Here is a 23,676-nt window from a genome sequence, read left to right as displayed (position 1 = left end):
CATGCGGGCAAGGCAAGTTCCCCTGCGCGCATCCCGGCAACGCCAACGCGGCGTGGCAGCGATCGAGTTCGCCATGGTGCTCACCCTGATGCTGCTGATCTTGCTGAGCATCGTGGGCTATGGCGCAATTTTCTGGGCCCAGCAACAGCTGTCGGGCGCAGCGGGCGAGGGCGCGCGCGCCGGCCTGCAGGCGCAATACGCGGGCCAGCCCGATGTGCAGGCAATCGCCTGCGATGCGGCGGTGAACGTATTCGGCCCGGGCAGCAAGGTGGAGTGCAACCGCACAGCCGCGCCGTTTGCCTGCGCCTGGACCGCCGCCGACGGGTCGGCGGTGGGTTGCATGTCCGTCGTGCTGCGTTATGACGTGACGCAGTGGCCGCTGCTGAGATCGTTCCAGAGCTTATTGGACCTTGCCTCCCGCGGTGGCCAGGCTTCGCTTATTCCGCAAACGTTATCCGCTCGTGCGACCATTCAAATTACACAGGAGCCGCTATGACCGGCGTTAGTAAGATTCTCGCCGCCGTTCTGCTGGCAGCAGGTATTGTGCTCGCGGCATTGGCCTACTACGTGGCCAGCCGCCCCGTCGCCGCGCCGCCGGCCCCTGCGCCCGCCGCGCCCGCCATCGCCGAAGCCAAAGTGCCCCAGGCCACGTATCCGGTGGTGCTGGCCGCCAAGCCGCTGGTCGCGGGCACGCGCCTGGAAGCCGACATGCTCGAGGTCGTGCAATGGCCCGTGGCGCTGAGCCACGGATACGTCCGGCCCGAAGATCTGGCCGGTGAGGTCGTGCGCCTGGACATCGCCCCCGGCGAGCCCGTGACCCGGCAGATGCTTGCCCAGGGTTTGGCGCGCCAGCTGCACGAGGGCGAGCGCGCGGTAGCCGTGCCGGTGGACGAAATCGTCGGCGCGGGCAACCGCATCATGCCGGGCGATCTGGTCGATGTTTTCTTCATGCTCAAGAAAGACCAGGAAGTGCAGGGCAGCCAGGTGCGCCTGCTGCAGTCGCGCGTGCGTGTGCTGGCATACGGGCCTGAGTCTATCGACGGCCCTCCCGTCGAAGGCGATAAACCCGCGGTGCAGCGTCCGGCGACCCAGCCTCCCGCCCGCACCGCCTTGTTGGCCGTGCCCATCGAAAACGTCAACGAGCTGCTGCTCGCCAGCCGTGCCGGCCAGATTCAATTGGCGCTGCGCGCGCCCGACGATGAAACGCTGCCGGACCGCGAGCTGTTCGCGGTTCGCCAGGCAGTGTTGCCCGAGCGTAGCGGCCTGACGCCGGAGCAGCGCGAAGCCCTGAAGGCTGGTCCGAACCGGGCTTATGCCGGCGACAGCCTGGCGCAGCTCGACGGCCCGGCGCCGCAGCCGGTCAAACGGACGGGATCCGCGCGCGCCGGTTCGGGCGGCGGGCGCAGTATCGAAATCCTGCGTGGCGATTCCACGCAACGAGTGCCTTATTGATGGCCGCCAGCCTACACAGTCGCGAGCTTTTCATACCTATGTCGAATCGGATCACATCCCGTATGCGCGCTTCTCTTCTTTGCTCCGCGCTGGCGGTCGCCGGCCTTGTCTATGCAGGCGGCGTGGCCGCCCAGGCGCGCGCCAACGACGCCGCCCCGGCGCCGGCTGCCGCCCAGGAGCTGGCGCTGCCGGTCAAGGGCCAGCATCTGCTTCCCTTGCCCGGCACGCCGACCCGTATCGCCGTGGCCGACCCGGACGTCGCCGATGTCAAGGTGCTGCCCGCCGCCGCGGGCCGTCCCGCGGCGGTGATGCTGATCGGCAAGAAGGCAGGGTCGACCGAGGTGCAGGTATGGGCGCGCGGCAGCCGTACCCCCATGGTGTGGACGGTGCGCGTCAGCGGCGCCGTGCAGTCGGAACTGGCGCGCCGCGGACAGGCCGGGGGCGCCAACGTGGACGTAGCGGGCGCTCATGCAGTGGTGTCGGGCCAGGCGCCATCGCCGCTGTCGCATCAGAATTCCGTGGCCGCGGCCGCGGCGGCGGTGGGCGAGGACAAGGTGGTGGATGTCGCGACGGCGGGCACCAATGGCGTCGTCCAGGTCGAAGTCAAGGTAGTCGAAGTGTCCCGCTCGGTGCTCAAGCAAGTGGGATTGTCCATGACCGGCAGCGCGGGCAGCTGGGGGTTCGGCGCCCGCACCTCGCCGGGCAGTCTTTCCGTTCCGGGCGCGCTGCCCGGCCGCGGCCTGCTTGGCGACGGCTTCAGCGTGCTGTTCGATTCGAACAACTTCGGCGCCACATTGCGCATGCTGCAGACCAATGGCATGGCGCGGGTGCTGGCCGAGCCCACGCTGGTGGCGCTGAGCGGGCAGAGCGCCAGCTTCCTGGCGGGCGGCGAGATCCCCATTCCCGAGTCGGGCGGGCTGGGTACGCAGAACGTCGTCTTCAAGCCGTTCGGCATAGGCCTGACCGTTACGCCTACGGTGCTGTCGCGCGAGCGCATTGCGCTGAAGGTGGCGCCTGAAGCAAGCGAGCTGGACTATGTCAACGGCATCCCGATCCTCAACGGTGAAACAGCCACGTTGATTCCCGCGCTGCGCACGCGCCGCGCCGATACCACCATTGAGTTGGGCGATGGCGAGAGCTTCATCATCAGCGGGCTGGTGTCCAGGCAGACCAAGGCGTCGGTCAACAAGGTGCCGTTCCTGGGCGAGCTGCCCATCATCGGCGCGTTCTTCCGGGGGATCGAGTATTCGCAGGAAGAGCACGAACTCGTCATCGTGGTGACGCCGCGCCTGGTGCGGCCCATCGCGCGTGGCGTGGCATTGCCGCTGCCTGGCGAGCGGCAAGAGCGAACCGATTCCATGACCAACGCATGGGGCTATTACCTGATGGGCCCCGCCGGCGGTCAACAAGCACCAGGTTTTTCGCGGTGAACCATATGAAGGCGCATTCTTCAGAACTGCCCGGGCTGCAAAGCGGAGTCCGGTTCTTGTTATGTTCCCAGGGCGATGCCGTGGCCGCGCAGCTGGTCGAGGCGCTGGGCCCCATAGGCGTGCTGACGCAAGAGCAGCCCTCTGTCGAACAGTTGGGAAGGCGCCTGTCGGACATTGATCCCAAGATCATCTTCCTGGATTTCACCGCCAGCAATGCCGACCCGGGCAAGCTGCTGCGCTCGGCCGACCTGGCCCGCACGCTGGCGCGCGTGGCGCCCGGCATACCGCGAGTGGCGGTGGGGCTGCTGGGCCAGCCCGAGGGCGCGGTCGCGGCGTTGCGCGCGGGCGTCACGGACTTTGTCGACCCCACGGTCGCGCCGCACGAGGTGCGCGAGGTGGTGCAGCGCCTGCTCGACATGCCCCCCTCGGGCGGTGCCGAAGGCGGCTCGCGGCGCGATGTGCTGTTGATCGGCGCGCGTGCGGGGGTGGGCACCAGCACACTGGCCGCGCATCTGGCCGGCATCACGCAAGACCGCTTTGCCCAGGCCCGCGCAGAACAAGGCGGCGCGCGCAAAGACGCCGGCGCGGATACCGGGCTGCCGTTGTCGTCGCGCGTGGCCCTGCTTGACCTGGGCTGGCCGATCGGCGACGCGCAGTTGTATGTGAACGTGGCCAGCGATTTCGACTTTGCCGAAGCGACCCGCAATCTGCAACGCCTGGACGCGACCCTGCTGGCTTCCGCCATGGCGCATACCCGCGATGGCCTGAGCGTGATGGCGCTGCCGCGCGACCCGTCCCAGATGAACCACGTATCGCCGTCGGATTCGCTGCTGGTGTTCGAGCGCTTGCGCCAGTACTTCGGCCTGGTCGTCACCGACACGGGCGGGTTCTCGAATATCGAATTCATTTCCAGGCTGGCGCGCAATTCCGCGGCGAGCTGGATCGTCACGGACCAGAGCGTCAGTTCCCTGGTTGCGCTGGCAGGCTTGCTGCAGGACCTGCAGCGCCAGCAGGTCGAGCGCAGTTCGCTGGGGCTGGTGGTCAATCGCTACGACGAACGCTACGGCATGACCGCCCAGCAGATCGCCGACCGGTTCGAACTCGAACTCATCGGCACGCTCCCGGACCGCCCGCTTGCCCTGATGGTGTGCACCAACCAGGGACGGCTGCTGCACCAGGACGCGGAGCGCGATGTATACGTGCGTGGCGTGCAGGCGCTGGCGGAAAGGCTGTGCAGCGAAACCGCGCGGCCCTCGGGGCGCAGCAGCTGGCTGGCCACTTGGCTGCCGGGCGTGCACCGGCGCATGGTGGTGGCCCGCTAACGGCACAGACAGGCAACAGGACGCAACATGATCATGACAGCCACGATCCAGTTCGGCCCCGACGGCGACAAGAGCTTTGTGGGCTCGGAGCGCTACCAGGAAGTCAAGACGGCGGCATACGAACACCTGCTATCGCGCATCGAAGAGCTGGGCGCGGAATTCGGCCGCTGGGCGCGCGAAGCGATCCAGGATTTCGTCGACATCGAAGTCGCCAGTTTTGCGCGCACCAGGCGTGTGGCCATCAACGAAAGCGAGATGCGTCATATCGCCGAGGCCCTGACCAAGGAACTGGCCGGCCTGGGGCCGCTGGAAGACCTGCTGGCCGACCCCGCCGTGGAAGACATCCTCATCAACGGCTACGACAATGTGTTTGTCTCGCGCGGCGGCGTGCTGGCGCGCGAACAACTGGGCTTTACCGACAACCAGCACGTGCTGCGCATCGTGCGCCGCATCCTGGCGCCCATCGGCCGCCGCCTGGATGAGTCCTGCCCCATGGTGGATGCGCGCCTGCCGGACGGCGGCCGCCTGAACGTGGTGATCGAGCCCCTGGCCGTCGACGGGCCGATGGTATCCATCCGGAAGTTCCGCAAAGACCCGCTCAAGCCGGCAGACCTGCTGACACTGGGCACATTCAACGAAGAAATCCACCGGCTGCTGAGCATGGCGGTGGCCAACCGCTGCAACGTCCTGGTGTCGGGCGGCACCAGCTCGGGCAAGACATCGCTGCTCAATGCGCTGGCGTTTTTCATCCCGGGTACCGAGCGCGTGGTCACGGTCGAAGACACGGCCGAACTGTCGCTGAACCATCCGCACGTGGTGCGCCTGGAATCTCGCCAGGGCGGCTTTGACGGCGACGGCCTGGTCACCATCCGGGACCTGATCCGCAACAGCCTGCGCATGCGGCCCGACCGCGTCGTGGTGGGCGAAGTGCGCGGCGCCGAGGTCATGGACATGCTGCAGGCCATGAACACCGGGCATGAAGGTTCCATGGCCACGATCCACGCCAATTCGCCGCGCGAATGCCTGTACCGCATCGAAATGCTGGCGGGTTTCGCCGGTTTCCAGGGCAGCGAAGACAGCCTGCGCCGCCAGATCGCCAGCGCGCTGGACTTCATCATCCAGATCGGGCGGTTGCCCAACGGCAAGCGCCGCGTACTGTCGGTGACCGAAGTCACGGGCATGGGCGACAACGTGATCGCCACGCAGGAACTGTATCGCCACGAACTGTTCGTCACCCCCGAAGGCGAAGAAAAAGATGCCTGGCATTGGCTGGGCGTGCATCCGCATACGCCCAAGCTCGCCAAGCTGCGCGACGAACTGCGCGCCACGGCGGCGGCGCAGGAAGACCAGTCGGGCGGCGGCTTCTGGGGCCGGAGGCGCTGATGACAGCCGCGATCATCCTCGCGCTGGCGGCGCTGGTGTTCGTGGCCGGGGCGGCGCTGCTGTGGCGCCAGGCCGGCCAGGGCCAGCGGCGTAAAGCAACCTCTGTGTTCCTCGAGCGCCAGCTCAGCCAGGCAAGCCAGACGGGTGAATCGGCCGACAGGGACACCGACCGCAGCCCCATGGCGGTGGTGCGCAGCGGCATCGAGCAATGGGACGTACTGCTGCGCTGCGCGGGCATCCGCCAGACGCCGGGCTTCTATATCGCCATTGCCGGGTTGCTGGCCGCCGCAGTCCTGCTGGCGGCCCTGTTCGCGGGCGCCGTGTCCGCCATCGTGGCCGCGGTGGTCGTGCTGGTGGGGGTGTACTTCAGCATATGGCTGCGCGCCGACAAGCGGCGCCAGCGCATGTTCGACCAGTTGCCCGAGATGCTGGAAGCGATGGTCCGGCTGATCACCATCGGCAACAGCATGGCGGCGGCGTTCCAGGCCGCGTCGGCCAATACCAACGAACCCTTGCGCGAAGTCGTCGAGAAAGCCGCGCAATTGAGCCGATCCACGCAAGAACTGGACGTGGCGCTGTCGAATGTGGCGCGCCAGTACGATTTTGAAGAACTGCAGCTGCTCGCCGCGGTGGTGCGCGTGGCGCAGAAGTACGGCGGCCGCAGCGACGTGGTCCTGGAGCGCATCGCGGCCTTCATGCGCGACGTGGCCCAGGCGCGCGGCGAACTGGTGGCCGCGTCGGCCGAGATCCGTCTGTCGGCCTGGGTGCTGGCGCTGATGCCGCTGGGCATCGCCTGCTACATCATGTTCACCAACAACGCCATGTTCATGGACATGTGGGACGACCCGCTGGGGTTCAAGATGCTGATCGCCGCGCTGGTCCTGCAGGCCGGCGGCTCGTACTGGCTTTATCGCATGACCAAGTCGATCTAGGCGGGCGCATGAATACCATGGCCTTTCCTTCCTATTCAATTCTGCTGGCGGCTGGCCTGCTGATGATAGCCCTGGCGCTGTTCATCGCCGGCGCGGCGCTGGTGCTGCGGTGGCGCGGGCAGGCGCGCAGCATGCGGGTGGTCGAGCAGGCGCTGGCCGAGCGCGCGGCTCCTGGCGGCGCCGTGGCCGCGCCGCCAGCCGAGCCGCCCGGTCGCCTGGCCGCTCTTGCGCAATCCACCGATGCCCTGGGCAAGCGGTTGGGGCAGGGGCGTCTGGCCGAGTCGCTGCTGCCCGAAGAAGACAACAAGCTGATCGAGCTGGCTGGCTATGCGGACGTGGCCGCCGCGCGGGCGCGCTACGCCGTATTCCGGTTCGGGCTGGCGCTGGCCCTGCCCGCGGCGCTTTTGCTGGTGCGCGGCGTCTGGTGGCGGCCCGGGTCGCTGATGGCCATGGTGTTCACACTGTTCATTGGCTTTGCGGTAGGGTACATGCTGCCCAAGTGGCTGCTCGCACGGCGTGTGAAGGCGCGCAAGAAGCAGGCAGGCAAGGAACTGCCCCTGCTGGTCGATCTGCTGCGCCTGCTGCAGGGCGTGGGCCTTTCCGTGGACCAGAGCCTCAGCGTGATCGTCAACGACTTCAAGGTGGTGCTGCCTGTGCTGGGCCACGAGCTCAGCTCGGCCACCGCCCTGTATGCGCGAGGCCGCTCGCGCGAGCAATCGCTGGCACGCCTGTCGCAGGGGTTCGACAATGACGACCTCGCCGCGATCTGCCGCCTGCTGGTGCAGGTGGACCGCCACGGGGGCGCGGTGCAAGAGCCCCTGAACCGCTTCTCGCAGCGCATCCGCGACAAGCGCAGGTTCGAGCTCAAAGAGAAGATCGGCCGTCTTACTGTGAAGATGACCGGCGTCATGATACTTACCCTGCTGCCCGCGCTGCTTATCGTGACGGGCGGCATGGGCATCTTGTCTGTGCTGCGCGGACTGTCGCGCATCGCGGGAGGAATGTGATGAGACGTTTTCCCACCATGGCGGCCCGGCTGGCGCTCTGCGCGGGCGTCGCGCTGCTGGCCGGTTGCCAGTCGAACAAGATGCAGTCGGCTTGGGAATTGATCCAGCAGCAGCAACAAGAGCAGGCGCTGATGCGGCAGTCCGAAGACGACTACGCGACCGACCGCCAACCCACCGAGCCGCAGCTGATGCTGACGCTGATCCGCGAAAGCCAGGCGCAGGGGCGTTACTTCGCTTCGCTGGCCTATATCGACGCCTATCGCCAACGTTTCGGCGAAACCGACGAACTGGCGGCCCTGCAGGCCGAGGCGCTGCGGCGCACCGGCCAGCAAGAGCACAGCGTGGCGGTCTACCGCAAGTTGCTCAACGGCCCGCAGGCGGCGCAGGGCTGGCACGGGCTGGGCCTGCTGGCCGGCGCGCAGGGCGATTACGCGCTGGCTGCGCAGAATATCGATCGCGCGGTGCAGCTGGCGCCGACCAACGCCCAGATGCTGGGCGACCTGGGCTATGCGCGGCTGCGCGCGGGCGACATCGCCGGCGCGCGCGTGCCCCTGGGCAAGGCTGCCGAGCTGGACCCGGCCAATACCAAGGTGCTGGCCAATATGGCATTGCTGCTCATGATGGAAGGCAACGCCGTGCAGGCGCAGCGTCTGATGGACCAGGCCGGCCTGGGCCAGGAGGCGCGCAGCCAGATATACCAGCTGGCCAATGAAATGCAGTTGCGGGCGCACGCCGCGCCACCCGCGAGCGCCGGCGCCGGCGCCGCGCCCGTGGTGCGCGACATGGAACGCCCGGCCCCCGAGCGGCAAATCACCCAGGTTTCCAGCGGGCGCGACGTCGTGATGCCCATGCTGCAGCCGGTGATGGACCGCATGATCAACCCGCCGATGGTGCAGTAGCGACGGCCGCACGCCTGCTACGGCATCACGAACCAGAAAGAGACGACCATGTCCCGTTATGTTTATCAGCTTCCGATCGTGCTGGCCGCCTTGCTGCCCGGGGTGGCGGGCGCGCAAATGAATGCGCCGCTGACCGGCGGGGCCGCCGCCCAGCCCGCGGCGTCGGCAACGCCCGTGGCGCCAGCGTCGCCCCAGGCCATGCCGGCGCGCCCCGTGGTGCGCCAGGTGCAGACGCCCATGCCGGCGGCCGCTCCCACGGCGGCCGCATCCACGGCGGCCGCATCCACGGCGGCCGCATCCACGGCGGCCGCTTCCACGGCGCCGGCGTCGGCACAACGGGACGAGGCAGTCGGCGATGTCACCCGTGCATTGATGGCGGCGCAGGCCGACGGCCGTCGCGCCGGCGGGGCGCTGCCCATCCTGGGGCCGGTGTCCAGCGCGTCATGGCAACGGTATCTCGACAGTTTCCGTCAGCCCATCCCTCAATGGTTCGGCGAAAAGGTAGAGACGGACAGCAACTAGCTGGATCGTCGCGCACATCACTATGAACAGGCCTTTGCGTTTCTCGACTCCACGTACCCGCCAGCGGGGATCCGTCGCGGTGTCGGTGGCGTTCGCCGTGCTGATCGGCATGGTCATCCTGCTGTCGGTGCAAGTCGGCTACCTGTTCTACATGAAGCGCGAGCTGCAGAAGGCCGCGGACCTGGCCGCCTTGTCGGCCGTGCAGGTGCTGGCGCCCAGCGGCGCAGTCGCCGGCTGCCAGCCCGGGCAGCCCGTGGCCGTGGCAGCCCGTCGCAGCGCGGTGGACAACGTGCCGGGGTTTGTCGACCCGCTGGCCGCCGGCGATGTGTCGGTGCAATGCCTGTACTGGGATCCCACCCGCCCGGATCCGTCCGGCAAGCACGTATTCACGCCCAATGCGGCCGCGGGCGAGCGCGCCAACGCCGTACGCGTGCACATCTCCACGACGCTGAGTTCGCTGATTCCCAGCGTGCTGGATGGCTGGACGGGCGGCACCCGGGTGCAGGTAGAGGCCGTGGCCTCGAATACGGCGCCCACCGCTGCGTTCTCGGTCGAATCCAGGCTGCTGCGGCTGGCTTCCGATGGTCTGCTCGGCAAGCTGCTGGCATCGTTGGGCGCGACGCCGGCGCAACTGGACGTGCTGGATTCGGCCGGACTGGTCAATCTCAACATCACGCCGTCCGGCCTGCTGCAGGAGCTGGGCATTCCGGTGTCCGTGCTGGCCGGGGTGGGCACTCCCGAACAATTGGCCGCGCTGCCGGCGATCACGCTGGGCGAGCTGCTCAATGCGTCGCTCGCCGTGGCCCAGCGCACCAGCGGCACGGCCCAGGCGCAGATCGGGCTGTTGGCCGACATCGTGAACGTGATGCTCGATGTGGCTCCGCTGGACATTCCCATCAAGCCGTTCGGCGAGGGCGGCTTGCTGGACATCGGCGTGGCAACCGACGCGCAGGCTGCCTTGCAGGCAGACATCAAGGTCACCGATCTGCTGCAGACCGGCCTGATGATCGCCAATGGCGACAACCTCATCGACCTGGGCCTGAACGTGCCGATCCTGGGTGTGCAGAGCCGCGTGCGCGTGGTCGAACCTCCGTCCATCGCCGTGGGGGGCGTGGGCACGCGCGCCAGCACGGCCGGCGTGCGCGTGTACCTGCGGCTGAACACCTCCAGCATCCCCGTGGTCGGGCCGGTGCTCAACACACTGGGCACCAAGGTCGATCTGCCGCTCATCGTCGAAGTGGGTCAATCCGACGCCACCCTGACCGGCATATGCGAGGCGCCTCTGGCCCCAGATCAGGCCAGGTTCGACGTGCGTTCGTCGGTGGCGAATGTGTGCGTGGGCCAGTTTCCGAGCATGGGCCCGGGAGACGAATTCTTCTCGACCACCAATGCCTGCATCGAAGACGAATTCACGTCGGTGCAGCGCTATCCGATTCTGAATGTGCTGGGCCTGCTGCCCGTGTCCAGCAGGGTGACGCTGCCGGTTTTCCGCGCGGGCGACCCCGTACCGGTGACCCTGACAGAGCCCGATTCCCCCGACTCGACCAAGACGGTCAACGCCACCGATCTGGATCTTGCCGAGCTGGTCCGCAACGTTGCCGACACCGTCATCCTGGGCCTGCTGGCCGACCTTACCGAGCAGAATGCCAAGATCCCGGCGGGCCAGGCCAAGCAGTTTGCCGAGCGCCTGGTGGGCAGCCAGGGGGCCGGCGAATCGGTATCGGCGGTGGTCAACCGCCTGAACTGGTCGGCGGAACAGATCCAGAACCTGAACAACCGGGTGATCAATGGCGGCCTGCTGGGCCTGCTGGGCGGCACGGTGACGGTGGTGGGCAATCTGCTGGATACCGTAGCCGCCGTGGTTGCCGATACGGTATGCGTGCTGCACCTGACGCCCAACGCGATACGCAGTTGCCGCATCGACTCGGTAGCCGCCCTTGCGCTGACCGGCACGAGCGCCTTGAGCGGCCTGATCAACGTCGTGATTGCGCTGCTGCAGCCCCTGCTGGATCCGATATCCGAGCTGCTCAGGCAGGTGCTGATGCTGCTGGGCCTGAACCTGGGCGAGACCGATGTGTCGCTGCTGTCGGTAGATTGCGGCAAGCCCAGGCTGGTTTATTAAGCTCTCGAGGAGACGCCCGCGGGCCGATCATATTGCCTATGTCCAGTAAACCCATCCACGACGATTTCGACCTTTACGTCTGGGAAGGCGTGTCCGATATCGCGGCGCGCGCCGAGCGTTGCCTGGCCGGCATGGACGTCACCGTGGTGCGGGCCGATGCGGGGACATCCTTTCCGCCCCAGCGCGACATGACGCGCACCGCCGTCGCGCTGGTGTCTGTGTCGGTCATGGGCGACAAGCGGCTCAGCGGCCATGACTGGCTGGCCTCGCAAGGCATGCCGGTCATCTGGGTGGCAGCCGAGGCGCGCGGCAACGACCCGCGCTTCTATCCGCCCGAGTATTCGCACACCTTGCCCTTGATGTTTACCTCGGCCGAGCTGCGCAAACAGCTCTTTGACCTGCTGGGGTCGCTTGAGCGCGCCGACCGGCGGCGCGTGCGCCAGGAGCAGCCGTTCGTGGCGGTGTCGGAGCCGATGCGCGAATTGCTGGCCGAAGCGCAGATGTTCGCCGACTGCCGCAGCAACGTGCTCATCCACGGCGAGACCGGGGTGGGCAAAGAGCGGGTGGCGCGCCTGTTGCATGACCGCGCGGCATGGTCTGAAGGCCCCTTCGTGGCCGTGAACTGCGGGGCGATTCCCGAAGGCTTGTTCGAGGCGCACTTCTTCGGCCATGCCAAGGGCGCGTTCACGGGCGCAGTGGGCGTGCACAAGGGGTATTTCGAGCAGGCCGACGGCGGCACATTGTTCCTGGACGAGATCGGCGACCTGCCGCTGTACCAGCAAGTGAAGCTGCTGCGCGTGCTGGAGCAGAACGCCGTGACGCGGCTGGGCGCCACGGTAGCGGTGCCCGTGGATTTCCGGCTCGTGGCCGCCACCAACAAAGACCTGCGCGAACTCTGCGCGCAAGGGGAGTTCCGCGCGGACCTGTATTACCGTCTGGCCGTCATCGAACTATATATTCCCAATCTCGAAGAGCGCGGCCCGGAGGAAAAAATCGCCATCTTCCGCGCCTTGCTGGAACGGCATCACGCCGACCCCGGCGATCCGCCGCCCGCGTGGCTGCTCGAACGCGTCGCCAACACGGCGTTTGGGGGCAACGTACGAGAGCTGTCTAACGTGGTCGAGCGCGTGGCGATCGTACGCCGCCAGTTCCAGCAATGGGACCGGCCCCGCATCGACCAGATTTTCGCCAGGCTGGCGGGCATGCCGGCCAGGGCCGCGCGGCCCGCGGCGCCCGCCGAAGAGGCGTTCACCGACGCCGAGCGCGCCGAACGCGCCCGCATCCTGGCCGCCCTCGAATCCAATGGATGGCGGCGCCAGGACACCGCGCACCACCTGGGCATCAGCCGCAAGGTACTGTGGGAAAAGATGCGCAAGCTGCGGCTGGGCGGCCAACAAGGCGAAGTCGCCGAAGGCGTGGCCGAGTCTCTCTAGCGCGGGTGGGGAGCTGCACTGGGAAAAACCAGTGTCCAGTAACGCATAATTACTTGGTATAGTTCTGCAACGTTTTTTTGGGGAAGGCATGCAAGTCCTGAAACTTCATACCGTGGCGCGGCTGGCCGTGCTGGGCATGGCAATGTCCGGTCTGGCCGCCTGCGCCAGCGCGCAATCCGAAGCCAGCCGCCCGCCGGTGCAGCAGGTCCAGAACGATGTGCCGGGCGACACGCCGGTCACGCCGCCTGCCGCCGCTCCCAAAGCCAATACTACGGTCGCCGAGCTGCAGTCGCTGATCCAGAACCGGCAGGTATCTGAACTGCGCACGACATACAACGGCACGTATGGCGCCAGCCTGTTGTTCAAGCCCGACGATCTCACCTATTACGTGGCGCTGTTCCAGCAGAAGGACTTTTGGCGCGTGGTGCAGACCAAGTCCGACAAGCAGGCCGAGTCCACCTATCGCGCATTCGCGCAGCAGTCGGCCGATCTGGCGGAAGTCGACATCAAGCGCATCAAGCTGCAGGCCGAGTACGCGCATTCCGAGCGCCTGCTTGCCGAGCGCAGCAGCGAACTGGCCACGCTGCGCGCCGACCAGAGCCTGCGCGAGCAGCAAGAGCAGCAAGTGGCCGCGCGCCAGGCACAGGCGCGCCAGCAGGCGGCGGCGCTTGCGCAGCAGCAGCAGCAACTGCGCAAAGAACTCAGCGCGATGCAGCGCCAGATCGATTCGTTGCAGGCCCAGCAGGCCGAAATCCAGCGCGAGCAGGCGGCGGCGGCCAAGAAAGGGCGCAAATAGCGCAGCGCCCCGGCCTTACGTAAATTGAGCCCCCATGGGGCTCAATTTTTTTGTCGGTCGCGCCGGCTGGCCTATTGCAGGCGGTCGTCGTCAAGAAAATCGGGCAGGGCCAGGACGTCGATGCCTTCTTCGCTCAGGGCCACGCGCTCTTCGGGCGTGGCCGTGCCGCGTATGGGGCGTTCATCGGCCTCGCCTTCATGTATGCGCCGGGCTTCTTCCGCAAAGCGGGGGCCCACGTTTTCGGTTTTGCGTATCAGTTCGCGCATCTGCTGCAGCACGGCGGCCTGCAGGCGGGCCATGGCGGCGGCATCGCCCGGGCCCGGCGGTTGCGCGGGCCGCGCAGGCGGCTGCGGCTGCGCATGCAGGTGCGATACATTCAGCCGCGGCGCGGACATGCGCTTGGTAATGGTGGCCGACGAGCACATCGGGCACGTGACCAGGCCTTGCGCCTGTTGCGTGTCGTAGTCTTCATGCGAGCCGAACCAGCCTTCGAACACGTGGCCTTGCTCGCACTGCAAATCGAATACCTTGAGTGCCATGACGGGAAATATGGGGCGGGCGCCCACGAATACAAGAGTCTTGCATGCGCCGGACACTGCCAGTGTAGCAACGCAGCAAAAACGGCGCCCGTTGGCGCCGTTTTTTTGCTGGCTGTGCCGGCCTGCGGGCCGGACGCCGATCAGTTTACGCGGCTGCGGTATTCGTGCGTGCGCGTGTCGATCTCGATCTTGTCGCCAATGGCGCAGAACAGCGGCACGTTCAGCTCGAAGCCGGTGTTGATCTTGGCGGGCTTGAGCACCTTGCCCGAGGTGTCGCCGCGCACGGCCGGTTCGGTATAGGTGATCTCGCGGACCAGGATCGTGGGCAGTTCCACCGAAATGGCGCGGCCGTCGTAGAAGACCACTTCCACCGGCATGGCTTCTTCCAGGTAGTTCAGCGCATCGCCCATGCTTTCGGCTTCGATTTCGTACTGGTTGTACTCTTCGTCCATGAACACGTACATGGGGTCGGCGAAGTACGAGTAGGTGCATTCTTTGCGGTCGAGCACGACGACATCGAACTTTTCATCGGCCTTGTACACCGATTCGCTGCCCGAACCCGTGAGCAGGTTCTTGAACTTGAGCTTGACGACAGCGGCGTTGCGGCCGGACTTGTTGTATTCGGCTTTCTGGACCACCAGCGGGTCCTTGCCGACCATGACTACGTTGCCGACTCGCAATTCTTGAGCGGTTTTCATCTAAATAAAACTCCGGGTAGTAAAGCGCGCTCACCGTGCTTGCGCGCGGGTGCCAGCGTGGCGCCCACGTGCCCCGGGAGGCAGTCAGTCGAGGCTTGGCTCGACGCAACATGCGCGGGCGAAGGAACTCGGAAAACTCTCTATTCTAGCGTTTCTTGGCCAATTCTGCGCAGAAATCGGCCAAGTTGTCAGCCAGATCGGCTCGCGCGGCCTGTGCTTCGTCCCAGGCGCGCGCCATTTCCTGCCATGCCGCCCAGGCGGGCGCCGCCAGGGCGGCGGGCAGGGCGGCGGCCACCCTGGCGCTTGCGCCGGCAGATGCATTCCATCCGCGGATCAGGGCTTGCGCCTGGTCCGGCGCCGGGTAGCGCGCCAGCCATGCCTGCAGTTTTACCTGGTGCGCGTCGTCCTGCTGCGGGTAGATGTGCCAGATGAACGGGCGTGCCGCCCATGCGGCTCGCACGAAAGAGTCTTCGCCGCGCACGATGTTCAGGTCCGCGCACCAGAGCAGGCGGTCGAAGTCTGGCTGGGCCACGAACGGCACCCGCGCCACCTGCAGGGCGTCGTTGGCCAGCGGTTCCAGGCCGGGCGCCACGCCTTCGGGCGCCATCAGCAGCGTGGGCTGGCGGTCTTGCGACAATACCTGCGCCAGCGCGTCCAGCGGCGCATGGGGATAGCAGAACAGCGTGACCAGGCGCGCCCCGTGCCGCAGGCCGTCCAAGTGGGCCTTGCCCAGGCCCAGGCCTTGCAGAAAGGCTTCCCGCGCCGGGCCGGATGCCTGGAATTCGTCGCGTTCGGCGCTCAGGCCGGGTTCGCGCAGCAGGCCGCCGGTGGCGGGGGTGAACCCGGGAAAGAAGAAGTGCTTGACCAGGCCGTCCGGCCGCCGGGACGGCATGCCGTGGCAGCCTTCGACCCAGGGTTCGGCGCTGAGGTATTCCAGGTTGATCCATGCCGGGGGGCTGGCCTGCATGGCTCGCACAAAGGCGGGCGGCGGGTCGCAGGCGAAAGCCTCGATGACCACGTCGCCTGGCGCCAGCGTCGGCGGCTCTGCAGACCAATGCACAATGTCGATGCCGGCGTAGCGCTGCAGCGCCACATCGGCCGCGATGCCGGGCTGGATGCGGGCGAAGGCCGGCAACTGGTCGACCCATAGCCGCACTTGCCAGCCGCGGCCGTGGGCCAGCCGCCTGGCCAGTCGCCAGCACACGCCGATATCACCGAAGTTGTCGATGACCCGACAGAAGATGTCGGCCCGCATCATGCGGCGTACTCAGTGAAATTGCGCCGGAGCCGTGTTGGCGTCTTCGGGCAGTTCGGCGTGCACCAGTTCGCCCAGCGGGTTGGGAAACAGCGGCGCGTCGCAGTCTTCGCAGTATTCGGGCGGCAACACACCGGGAATGCGGCGCAGGTCGTGCACGCCATATTCTTTAAGCAGCGCGGCGATTTCGTCCACCGTGTCGGGCTGGTCTTCGCCCGGGGTTTCTTCGTCGCGGCCATACAGCGGCCATACGCAACCGTAATACACGTCGTTGCTGTTGCGCGCCGTAAAGCCGACCCGATATTCTTCGATGCGCACGTCGCCGCACCCGGCCACCACCGCGCGCAGCTCGCCGGGCGCCAGGTTGACGGCGCCTTCCAGCCAGCTTACCGCCGCACGCAGCGACAACGGCCTGACGCGGCGGTCGCCCTCGCGGTTGCTGACGTAGTACGCATCGGGCAGCAGGCATTCGATGCCGCAGCCGGGCAGCATGGCGGCCAGCGTCGGCTGGGCCTGCGCGACCCAATTGGCCAGGGCGGTGTCGCGGCTGCTTGCGTGTTCGCCGGGTTGTTCCTGCCAGCGGAACATCGGCGCTCCTTCGGGAACGGCCACCGCCGCCACCACATAGCGGGTGTCGGCCAGCATATTGGCGGCTTCGGAGTCGTTGCGCAGTTCGGGCATTCCGGCGTCGCCGCCCAGGGCTTGGTCGCCCAGGCGCTGCATCCATTGCCAGGTCTCGGAGAACGTGCGCGGCATCTGTTCGATGCTGGCCAGCCAGGGCAACAGCGCCACGCTTGCGCCTTCGGCCAGCACATGGCCGTGCAGTTGCGCCAGCAACGCCTGCTGGGCGGATTCGGCGATAGGGCCGGTAGGGATCGAATAACGCGTCCATGCCACCACGGGCGCGACGATCAGCAACACGTCGTGGCGTTGACCGTTCTTGTCGATGTGCATGGATTCGGACAAGGTTTCGGCTTGTTCGATCAATACTTCGTAGGCGCCCGGATCGCGCTGCGCCAGATGGTCCAGCGCGGCCTCGAGGTGGCCGTCCTGGGCGCTGCGCATCAGCTTGCGTATGGCATCGGCCAGCAGGTTTTCCCAGTAGCGGTCTTCGACCCGGCTGCCAGAGCGGTTCAATGACTGGGCAAGCGCCGCCAGCCGCGATGCGTCGCGGCTCAGGCGGGGGGACGAGGTACTTCGGGCTCGGGCCATTGTGTGTTGCGGGTGTCCAAGGTCAGGAGGAGGAAACCCACTAGTTTAACGCCGGCGGGCTGCGCCCGCCCCCGGCCCGGCCGGGGGCGTTCAGTCTGCGTCAAGCCGCCAGCAGTTGCCGCAGCACGAAAGGCAGGATGCCGCCATGCACGTAGTACTCGACTTCGATCGGGGTGTCGATGCGCAACAGCACCTGCACGTCCTGGCGCGAGCCATCCGCGCGGCGGATCGACAGGGTGACGTCCTGCATGGGCCGGATGCCGTTTTCCAGGCCGGAAATGTCGTAGACCTCTTGGCCGGTGATGCCCAGCGATTCGGCGCTGTCGTCGCCCTTGAACTGCAGCGGCAGCACGCCCATGCCCACCAGGTTGCTGCGGTGGATGCGCTCGAAACTGCGCGCCACCACGGCTTTGACGCCCAGCAGTTGCGTACCCTTGGCGGCCCAGTCGCGCGACGAGCCGGTGCCATATTCTTCGCCGCCGAACACCACGGTGGGCGTGCCCTGGGCCTGGTATTTCATGGCCGCGTCGTAGATGGACATCTGCTCGCCGGTAGGCTGGAACAGCGTGTCGCCGCCTTCGTAGCGGCTGCCGTCGGGCAGCGGCGGAATCATCAGGTTCTTGATGCGCACGTTGGCGAAAGTGCCGCGCATCATGATCTCGTGGTTGCCGCGGCGCGAGCCATAGCTGTTGAAGTCTGCCTTCATCACGCCATGTTCTTTCAGCCACTTGCCGGCGGGGGAGGTTTCCTTGATGGCGCCGGCCGGCGAGATGTGGTCGGTGGTGACCGAGTCGCCGAAAATGCCCAGTGCCCGCGCTCCGTTGATGGGAGGCATGGGTTTGGGTTCCATGCCGAAGTCTTCGAAGAACGGCGGCTCGGCGATGTAGGTGGATTCGGGCCAGTTGTAGGTATCGCCCGTGACGCCCTTGATGTTTTCCCACAGCTTGCCGGGGTTGGTCTTGACCTGGCCGTAGTTTTCCTGGAAGGCCTTGGGGTCGAGCGCGTGCTTGATCAGGGCCTGCACTTCTTCGGTGCTGGGCCAGATGTCTCCGAGCCACACGTCGCCGTTCTTGCCGCGGCCCACGGGTTCGGTCATCAGGTCGCGCAGCATGGTGCCGGCCAGCGCGTAGGCCACCACCAGCGGCGGCGAGGCCAGGAAGTTGGCCTTGATGTTGGGATGGATGCGCGCCTCGAAGTTGCGGTTGCCCGACAGCACGGCGGCGCAGACCAGGTCGTGGTCGACAATGGCCTCGTTCAGGTCGGCGGTGAGGTCGCCGGCGTTGCCGATGCAGGTGGTGCAGCCGTAGGCGGCCACGTCGAAGCCCAGCTTTTCCAGATAGGGCAGCAGGCCCGTCTTGCTCAGGTATTCGGTCACCACGCGCGATCCGGGCGCAAGCGAGGTCTTGATATGCTTGGGCACCTTCAGGCCGGCTTCGACGGCCTTCTTGGCCAACAGGCCCGCGGCCAGCAGCACGCTGGGGTTGGACGTGTTGGTGCACGACGTGATGGCCGCGATCAGGATGTCGCCGTTCTTGATCTGCGTGCCGGCGCTGGTGGTGTATGCCTGGTCGAGTTTCTCGGCCGGCTGGTTGAAGCCGTTCTCGGAAGTGGGCTTGGAAAACAGGTCGACGAACGTGTTCTTGACATGGCCGATCTCGATGCGGTCCTGCGGGCGCTTGGGGCCGGCCAGCGAAGGCGCAACCGTGGAAAGGTCGAGCGTCAGCACTTTGGTGTAGTTGATGTCGCCGGCATTCGGAACGCCGAACATCTGCTGCGCCTTGAAGTAGGCTTCGAACGCCGCGATTTCGTCACGGGTGCGGCCGGTGCCCTTGAAGTATTCGATGGTGCGCGCGTCTACCGGGAAAAAGCCCATGGTGGCGCCATACTCGGGGGCCATATTGCCGATGGTGGCGCGTTCGGCCACCGACAGGCTGGCGGTGCCTTCGCCGCAGAATTCCACGAACTTGCCCACCACCTTTTCACGGCGCAGCATTTCGGTGATGGTCAGCACCAGGTCGGTGGCGGTGACGCCGCCGCGCAGCTGGCCCTTGAGTTCCACGCCCACGACGTCGGGGGTCAGGAAATAGACGGGCTGGCCCAGCATGCCGGCTTCGGCCTCGATGCCGCCCACCCCCCAGCCCACCACGCCGATGCCGTTGATCATGGTGGTGTGGCTGTCGGTGCCGACCAGGGAGTCCGGATAGTAGATGTTGTCTTTCTGGTGCACGCCGCGCGCCAGGTATTCAAGGTTGACCTGGTGCACGATGCCGAAGCCCGGGGGCACCACGCCAAAGGTGTCGAATGCCTGCATGCCCCATTTCATGAACTGGTAGCGCTCCTGGTTGCGCTTGAACTCCAGTTTCATGTTCAGGTCCAGGGCGTTCTTCGTGCCGAAATAGTCGATCATGACCGAGTGGTCGACCACCAGGTCCACGGGCACCAGGGGTTCGATGCGCTTGGGGTCCTGGCCCATCTTGGCCGCCACCGAACGCATGGCCGCGATGTCGGCCAACAGCGGTACTCCGGTGAAGTCCTGCAGCACCACGCGCGCCACCACGAAGGGGATTTCGTCTTCGCGCCGGGCATTGGCCTGCCAGCCGGCCAATTGCCGGATGTGGTCTTCCGTGACTTTCTGGCCGTCGCAATTTCGCAGCACCGACTCCAGCACGACGCGTATCGAAACGGGCAATCGCTGCACGTCTATTCCCAGCGCCTTGCCCAGCGCAGGCAGCGAATAGAACTGACAGGATTTATTGCCGATCTTGAATTTCTGGAGGGTATTGAACGTGTTGTGCGGCATGATCAGACTCCGTGGGTGTGGGACCGCGTAAAGCTGCCATTTTGTGGCGTTTTGGCGCGCTTGTCATTGTATGTGAGACAAACGTGCCTGCGAACGCGTGTCTTATGTCTTATATCTTATATAAGACTTGGATGTTGCGTCAAAGTTCCCGCCCATCTTCCCGCGCCCGGGCCCGGAAAAAAAGCGGGCCGGCCCGGGCACGCGCCGGGGCGGGCGCCCGACCCTGGCGCAGCAAGACCCGCGCCTGGTCAGCCGCCGTGCCGCGCGGCCGACAGCTGCCGGTTTACCAGATGGGCGTATACGCCCCCGCTGCGCAGCAAATCATCATGCGTGCCCCATTCGACGACGCGGCCTGCATCCACTACGGCAATCATGTCGGCCTGGCGGATCGTGGACAGGCGGTGGGCGATGATCAGCGTGGTGCGGTGGCGCATCAGTTCCACCAGCGCCTGGTGTACCCGCGCTTCGCTGAGCGCATCCAGGTGCGAAGTGGCCTCGTCCAGTATCAGGATGGGCGCATCCCGAAGGAAGGCGCGCGCAATGGCGATACGCTGGCGCTGGCCGCCCGACAGCGCCACGCCGCGCTCGCCCACCGGAGTGCGCAGGCCGTCAGGCAGGCCCGCCACGAATTCGCCCAGCGCGGCGCGCTCGATGGCCTGCCGCAGCGCCGCCTCGTTGGCGTCGGGCCGCGCCAGGCGGATGTTGTCCTCCAGCGAGCCGTTCAGCAGCCAGGTGTCCTGCGCCACCAGCGCGATGCGTTCGTACAGGGCATCGAGCGTCAGGTCGGGCAGGCGGGTGCCGCCGATGCGCACGCAGCCTTGCTGGGGGTCCCAGAAGCGCAACAACAGGCTGGCGACAGTGCTCTTGCCTGCACCCGAAGGGCCTACCAGGGCGACGGTGGCGCCGGCCGGCAACTGGAGCGTCAGATCGCGCAGCGCGGGCGCCTGCCGGCCCGGGTAGGTGAACGTGACATGCTCGAAGGCCACCCGCAGGCCGGTCTCGTGCAGCGGCGGCGCCAATGTGCCGCCGGCGATGGGCACCGGCTCGTCTTCGATGGCGCGCAGGCGCCGGGTGGACGCGAGCGTGTCGGCCAGCTGGCGGCTCACCTGGGCGATTTCGGATACCGGCAGGAACGCGGCGACCGAAAGCAGCATCAAAAGGGGAAGGATGCCGGGCGCCAGATGGCCCTGCGCGACCCACCATGCGCCGGTGGCGGCGACTGCCAGGCCGCCCAGGCCCGTGGCGATTTCGAGCAGCGCCGCCTGCCGGGACAGATCGGCCATCAGCGCCAGCCGCACGCGCTGGTAATCGCGCACGATGTCCAGAAACGCCGCGCGACGCCGGCCCGTGGCCGAGAACGCCACCAGGTCCGCCAGCCCCTGAATGGTTTCGGATAAGTGCGCGCCCAGCAGGCCCAGCGCATGGCGCGCGCGGCTGCCCTGCGCGTCGACCCGCGCACGCGTCAGCCAGGGCGACGCCCCGGCCCACAGCAGAAAGGGCAGCAATGCCAGCGTCAACGGCCATGCGGTCGCGCCCAGCACCGCCAGCACGGCTGCCGGCACCAGCACCGCCACCACGGCGGGCGCCACGGTATGGGCGAAGAAGTACTCGATCGTTTCGACGTCCTGCGTGGCCAGCCCCACCAGGTCGCCCGACCGTCTGCGCAGGAGGTAGGCGGGCGCCAGCGCTTCGAGCTTGCGGTACAGCGCGATGCGCAGCTCCGCCAGCAACTGGTAGGCGATGGAATGCGCCAGCCAGGATTCGAGCCAATGCAGGGATGCCGCGGCCGCCGCCGTCACGAACAGGGCGGCAAGCAGCCCGTCGAACGGTTCGCCGTTCTTCAGTCGCGCAATGACCAGCGCGCCCAGCACGGACACGCCGATGAACGCCGCGACGCGCCCGATGCCGCTGGCCACGGTGATCGCGAACTGGCGCTTCCAGGGGCGTATCACCCGCAACAGCGTCTGCAGTACCTGCCGGTTGCCGATGTGGCGGGCCTCGGCGTCCAGTGCCGCAGGCGCCGGCCTTGGATCGCCGGCGTCGGGCGCAGGGGCGGCATTGCTTCTGGTTTCGGAAGACGGCGCCAGCCGGGTGTCCTGCTGCCCGCCCATCAGGCGCCGGTACAGCGTATCGCCCGCCATCAGGCTGGCATGCGTGCCGCTTTCGACAATACGGCCTTCGTCCAGCACCAGGATGCGATCGGCATTGACCACGCTGGACAGGCGGTGCGCCAGTACCAGTGTGGTGCGTCCGCGGCTCAGGCGGTCGAGCGCCTGCTGGATTTCGGCTTCGTTCTCGGCGTCCACCGACGACAGCGCTTCGTCCAGGATCAGAATGGGGGTGTCGCGCAGCAGGGCGCGCGCGATGGCCAGGCGCTGGCGTTGCCCGCCCGACAGCTGCAGCCCGCGTTCGCCCAGCACGGTCTGATAGCCCTGGGGCAGGGCCATGATGAATGCATGCGCGTTGGCAGCTTCGGTGGCGGCGCGGATCTGCTGCGGGGTGGCGTCGGGACGCGCCATCAGCAGGTTTTCCTCTACCGTGCCATGGAACAATGTGCTGTCCTGCGCCACCAGCGAAATGCGCGCGCGCACCGCTTCGGGGTCGAGCGAGCGCAAGTCCTGCCCGCCGATGCGGATGGCGCCGGACTGCGGATCGTGCAGGCGCAACAGCAGCCGCACCAGGGTGGACTTGCCGGAACCGCTGGGCCCCACGATGCCGACCCGTTCGCCGGGCCGTATATCGAAGCGGATGCCATGGTGGGTGGTGCGCCGCCCGCCGGGATACGAGAACATCACGTCGTCAAAGCTGATGCCCAGACCGCCGGCGGCAGCTTCGGGCGCGCCGCGGCTCAAGCCTTGCGGCGCGGTGCTCTCCGCCTCGAGCAAGGCTCGGATGCTGGCGGCGGCGGATTGGCCCATCAGGCCGTGGTGCAGCACCGCGCGCAGGTCGCGCAGCGGCCGGAATATTTCGGTGCCTGCCATCAGCACCACCAGCAGCGCGGCCAGTGTCATGTCGCCCTGTGACACGCGGTAGGCGCCCAGCGCCAGCGCCGCGGCCGCGCCAAGGGTGATGCCTATGTCCGTGGCAAACCGCGCCGACACCTCGCGGCCCAGCACTCTGAAGCTGTTGTCGGACAACGCGCGCGCTCGTTCGGCTAGCCGGTCGCCCCAGGCGCGGCTCTGCCCGAACGCCTTCAGGGTGGGCAGCCCCTGCATGGCGTCCAGGAATTCTTCGCCGAACGCCTTGAAAGCCTGAGCACGCCGACGCGACGCGTCCCGGTGGCTGCGGTGCGCCGCCAGCGGCAGTATCAACGTCAGCAGCGCGGCGCCCGTCAACACCAGTGCCACCGGCCAGTCCCACCAGGCAATGAAGGCAAAGATCACGGCGGGGGCGCAGGCCGCAACGAACAATTGCGGCAGGTAGCGGCCGAAGAAGCTCTGCAGCTGCTCTACGCCGTCTATGACCGCCAGCATGACGCCGCCGGTGCGCTGCCCGCCGAACCAGGCGGGGCCCAGCTCGACGATCTTGTCGTACAGCTGCGCGCGCAGATTGTTCTGGATGCGCGCGGCGTTGCGGTTGGCCAGCAGGTTCAAGGCATGCTCGAATCCGCCGCGCAGCAAGATGGCGATGGCGGCTGCGGCCAGCGGCGCCCACAGCGCGACGCCGCTGGCGCCGGCGAACAGCCGGGCCAGGAATTGCCCCAGCAGCGCGAACCGCGCGATACCGGCCGCCAGGGCAAGCAGCCCCAGCAGGGCGCACGCCAGCATGCGCCAGCGTACGCCGCGTGTCATGGACCAGAGAATCTTGTCGAAATACATGCTGACTCTTGTTGTTGCCTACATGATGCCCGGGCGCAGGTTGCGCCGCCGGGCCG

18 protein-coding genes are annotated in these 23,676 nt (G+C 67.0%); 12 read left to right on the top strand and 6 right to left on the bottom strand.

Annotated features, from left to right (window positions below):
- The first annotated feature begins 1 nt into the window (after position 1).
- The 12 genes from CAL19_RS12060 (at position 2) to CAL19_RS12005 (ending at position 13,298) form a co-directional block, all read left to right on the top strand.
- Positions 2 to 496: a TadE/TadG family type IV pilus assembly protein gene (locus CAL19_RS12060; RefSeq protein WP_026640202.1), complete on the top strand. Its 495-nt coding sequence runs from the start codon at positions 2 to 4 to the stop codon at positions 494 to 496.
- Positions 493 to 1,452, top strand: coding sequence for a Flp pilus assembly protein CpaB (cpaB, locus tag CAL19_RS12055; protein WP_094796890.1), 960 nt, complete (start codon positions 493 to 495; stop codon positions 1,450 to 1,452). The genes CAL19_RS12060 and cpaB overlap by 4 nt, the downstream gene beginning before the upstream one ends.
- A 62-nt stretch (positions 1,453 to 1,514) precedes the next feature.
- A complete protein-coding gene (locus CAL19_RS12050) occupies positions 1,515 to 2,882 on the top strand; it encodes a type II and III secretion system protein family protein (RefSeq protein WP_249276299.1) in 1,368 nt (455 codons plus the stop codon).
- Positions 2,879 to 4,204: a pilus assembly protein CpaE gene (locus tag CAL19_RS12045; RefSeq protein WP_026640205.1), complete on the top strand. Its 1,326-nt coding sequence runs from the start codon at positions 2,879 to 2,881 to the stop codon at positions 4,202 to 4,204. The genes CAL19_RS12050 and CAL19_RS12045 overlap by 4 nt, the downstream gene beginning before the upstream one ends.
- Positions 4,205 to 4,231: 27 nt before the next feature.
- The gene (locus CAL19_RS12040; protein ID WP_026640206.1) at positions 4,232 to 5,587 is read left to right on the top strand and encodes a CpaF family protein; all 1,356 of its coding nucleotides are present in this window, start codon (positions 4,232 to 4,234) and stop codon (positions 5,585 to 5,587) included.
- Positions 5,587 to 6,519: a type II secretion system F family protein gene (locus CAL19_RS12035; RefSeq protein WP_094796887.1), complete on the top strand. Its 933-nt coding sequence runs from the start codon at positions 5,587 to 5,589 to the stop codon at positions 6,517 to 6,519. Before CAL19_RS12040 ends, CAL19_RS12035 begins: the two co-directional genes overlap by 1 nt.
- 8 nt (positions 6,520 to 6,527) lie before the next feature.
- Entirely contained in the window at positions 6,528 to 7,526 is a 999-nt protein-coding gene (locus tag CAL19_RS12030) for a type II secretion system F family protein (protein WP_026640208.1), read from the top strand.
- Positions 7,526 to 8,425 carry a hypothetical protein gene (locus CAL19_RS12025; protein WP_081745731.1) on the top strand — a complete coding sequence of 300 codons (900 nt, stop codon included), beginning with the start codon at positions 7,526 to 7,528 and terminating at the stop codon, positions 8,423 to 8,425. Before CAL19_RS12030 ends, CAL19_RS12025 begins: the two co-directional genes overlap by 1 nt.
- A 48-nt stretch (positions 8,426 to 8,473) precedes the next feature.
- Positions 8,474 to 8,947, top strand: a complete 474-nt coding sequence (locus CAL19_RS12020) for a DUF3613 domain-containing protein (protein WP_094796886.1) — start codon at positions 8,474 to 8,476, stop codon at positions 8,945 to 8,947.
- Between the two features lie 22 nt (positions 8,948 to 8,969).
- Positions 8,970 to 11,069, top strand: coding sequence for a pilus assembly protein TadG-related protein (locus tag CAL19_RS12015; RefSeq protein WP_026640211.1), 2,100 nt, complete (start codon positions 8,970 to 8,972; stop codon positions 11,067 to 11,069).
- 38 nt (positions 11,070 to 11,107) lie between these two features.
- The gene (locus tag CAL19_RS12010) at positions 11,108 to 12,502 is read left to right on the top strand and encodes a sigma 54-interacting transcriptional regulator (protein WP_026640212.1); all 1,395 of its coding nucleotides are present in this window, start codon (positions 11,108 to 11,110) and stop codon (positions 12,500 to 12,502) included.
- A gap of 88 nt (positions 12,503 to 12,590) precedes the next feature.
- The gene (locus tag CAL19_RS12005) at positions 12,591 to 13,298 is read left to right on the top strand and encodes a DUF2968 domain-containing protein (RefSeq protein ID WP_026640213.1); all 708 of its coding nucleotides are present in this window, start codon (positions 12,591 to 12,593) and stop codon (positions 13,296 to 13,298) included.
- Positions 13,299 to 13,369: 71 nt separating this feature from the next.
- Here CAL19_RS12005 and CAL19_RS12000 read toward each other — a convergent pair whose 3' ends face one another.
- The 6 genes from CAL19_RS12000 to CAL19_RS11975 all read right to left on the bottom strand — a co-directional run bounded on the left by CAL19_RS12000 (position 13,370) and on the right by CAL19_RS11975 (position 23,620).
- On the bottom strand, positions 13,370 to 13,837 hold the full coding sequence (locus CAL19_RS12000; RefSeq protein ID WP_026640214.1) for a DUF1178 family protein: 468 nt from the start codon (positions 13,835 to 13,837) through the stop codon (positions 13,370 to 13,372).
- Positions 13,838 to 13,977: 140 nt separating this feature from the next.
- Positions 13,978 to 14,535: an elongation factor P gene (gene efp / locus CAL19_RS11995; protein ID WP_026640215.1), complete on the bottom strand. Its 558-nt coding sequence runs from the start codon at positions 14,533 to 14,535 to the stop codon at positions 13,978 to 13,980.
- A 145-nt stretch (positions 14,536 to 14,680) separates the two neighbouring features.
- Entirely contained in the window at positions 14,681 to 15,790 is a 1,110-nt protein-coding gene (gene earP, locus CAL19_RS11990; protein WP_094797161.1) for an elongation factor P maturation arginine rhamnosyltransferase EarP, read from the bottom strand.
- 12 nt (positions 15,791 to 15,802) lie between these two features.
- Positions 15,803 to 17,002 carry a DUF2863 family protein gene (locus tag CAL19_RS11985; RefSeq protein WP_094796885.1) on the bottom strand — a complete coding sequence of 400 codons (1,200 nt, stop codon included), beginning with the start codon at positions 17,000 to 17,002 and terminating at the stop codon, positions 15,803 to 15,805.
- Between the two features lie 100 nt (positions 17,003 to 17,102).
- Positions 17,103 to 19,802, bottom strand: coding sequence for an aconitate hydratase AcnA (acnA, locus tag CAL19_RS11980; protein WP_094796884.1), 2,700 nt, complete (start codon positions 19,800 to 19,802; stop codon positions 17,103 to 17,105).
- A 248-nt stretch (positions 19,803 to 20,050) separates the two neighbouring features.
- Positions 20,051 to 23,620 carry an ABC transporter ATP-binding protein/permease gene (locus tag CAL19_RS11975; protein ID WP_094796883.1) on the bottom strand — a complete coding sequence of 1,190 codons (3,570 nt, stop codon included), beginning with the start codon at positions 23,618 to 23,620 and terminating at the stop codon, positions 20,051 to 20,053.
- Between the last annotated feature and the right edge of the window lie 56 nt (positions 23,621 to 23,676).

The organism is Bordetella genomosp. 7 (assembly GCF_002261265.1).
GTDB lineage: Bacteria > Pseudomonadota > Gammaproteobacteria > Burkholderiales > Burkholderiaceae_B > Bordetella_A.
The sequence above is the reverse complement of the archived record's forward strand: the minus strand, read 5'-3'. Positions and strand labels throughout refer to the sequence as shown.

What these genes read in the sequence shown, in the direction of transcription:
- CAL19_RS12025 (WP_081745731.1), top strand. Translation starts at nt 7,526, where the DNA reads ATGAGACGTTTTCCCACCATGGCGGCCCGGCTGGCGCTCTGCGCGGGC.
- CAL19_RS12040 (WP_026640206.1), top strand. Translation starts at nt 4,232, where the DNA reads ATGATCATGACAGCCACGATCCAGTTCGGCCCCGACGGCGACAAGAGC.
- CAL19_RS12030 (WP_026640208.1), top strand. Translation starts at nt 6,528, where the DNA reads ATGAATACCATGGCCTTTCCTTCCTATTCAATTCTGCTGGCGGCTGGC.
- CAL19_RS12020 (WP_094796886.1), top strand. Translation starts at nt 8,474, where the DNA reads ATGTCCCGTTATGTTTATCAGCTTCCGATCGTGCTGGCCGCCTTGCTG.
- CAL19_RS12000 (WP_026640214.1), bottom strand. Translation starts at nt 13,837, where the DNA reads ATGGCACTCAAGGTATTCGATTTGCAGTGCGAGCAAGGCCACGTGTTC.
- acnA (WP_094796884.1), bottom strand. Translation starts at nt 19,802, where the DNA reads ATGCCGCACAACACGTTCAATACCCTCCAGAAATTCAAGATCGGCAAT.
- CAL19_RS12060 (WP_026640202.1), top strand. Translation starts at nt 2, where the DNA reads ATGCGGGCAAGGCAAGTTCCCCTGCGCGCATCCCGGCAACGCCAACGC.
- CAL19_RS12035 (WP_094796887.1), top strand. Translation starts at nt 5,587, where the DNA reads ATGACAGCCGCGATCATCCTCGCGCTGGCGGCGCTGGTGTTCGTGGCC.
- CAL19_RS12005 (WP_026640213.1), top strand. Translation starts at nt 12,591, where the DNA reads ATGCAAGTCCTGAAACTTCATACCGTGGCGCGGCTGGCCGTGCTGGGC.
- efp (WP_026640215.1), bottom strand. Translation starts at nt 14,535, where the DNA reads ATGAAAACCGCTCAAGAATTGCGAGTCGGCAACGTAGTCATGGTCGGC.
- CAL19_RS11985 (WP_094796885.1), bottom strand. Translation starts at nt 17,002, where the DNA reads ATGGCCCGAGCCCGAAGTACCTCGTCCCCCCGCCTGAGCCGCGACGCA.
- CAL19_RS11975 (WP_094796883.1), bottom strand. Translation starts at nt 23,620, where the DNA reads ATGTATTTCGACAAGATTCTCTGGTCCATGACACGCGGCGTACGCTGG.
- cpaB (WP_094796890.1), top strand. Translation starts at nt 493, where the DNA reads ATGACCGGCGTTAGTAAGATTCTCGCCGCCGTTCTGCTGGCAGCAGGT.
- CAL19_RS12015 (WP_026640211.1), top strand. Translation starts at nt 8,970, where the DNA reads ATGAACAGGCCTTTGCGTTTCTCGACTCCACGTACCCGCCAGCGGGGA.
- CAL19_RS12050 (WP_249276299.1), top strand. Translation starts at nt 1,515, where the DNA reads ATGCGCGCTTCTCTTCTTTGCTCCGCGCTGGCGGTCGCCGGCCTTGTC.
- earP (WP_094797161.1), bottom strand. Translation starts at nt 15,790, where the DNA reads ATGCGGGCCGACATCTTCTGTCGGGTCATCGACAACTTCGGTGATATC.
- CAL19_RS12010 (WP_026640212.1), top strand. Translation starts at nt 11,108, where the DNA reads ATGTCCAGTAAACCCATCCACGACGATTTCGACCTTTACGTCTGGGAA.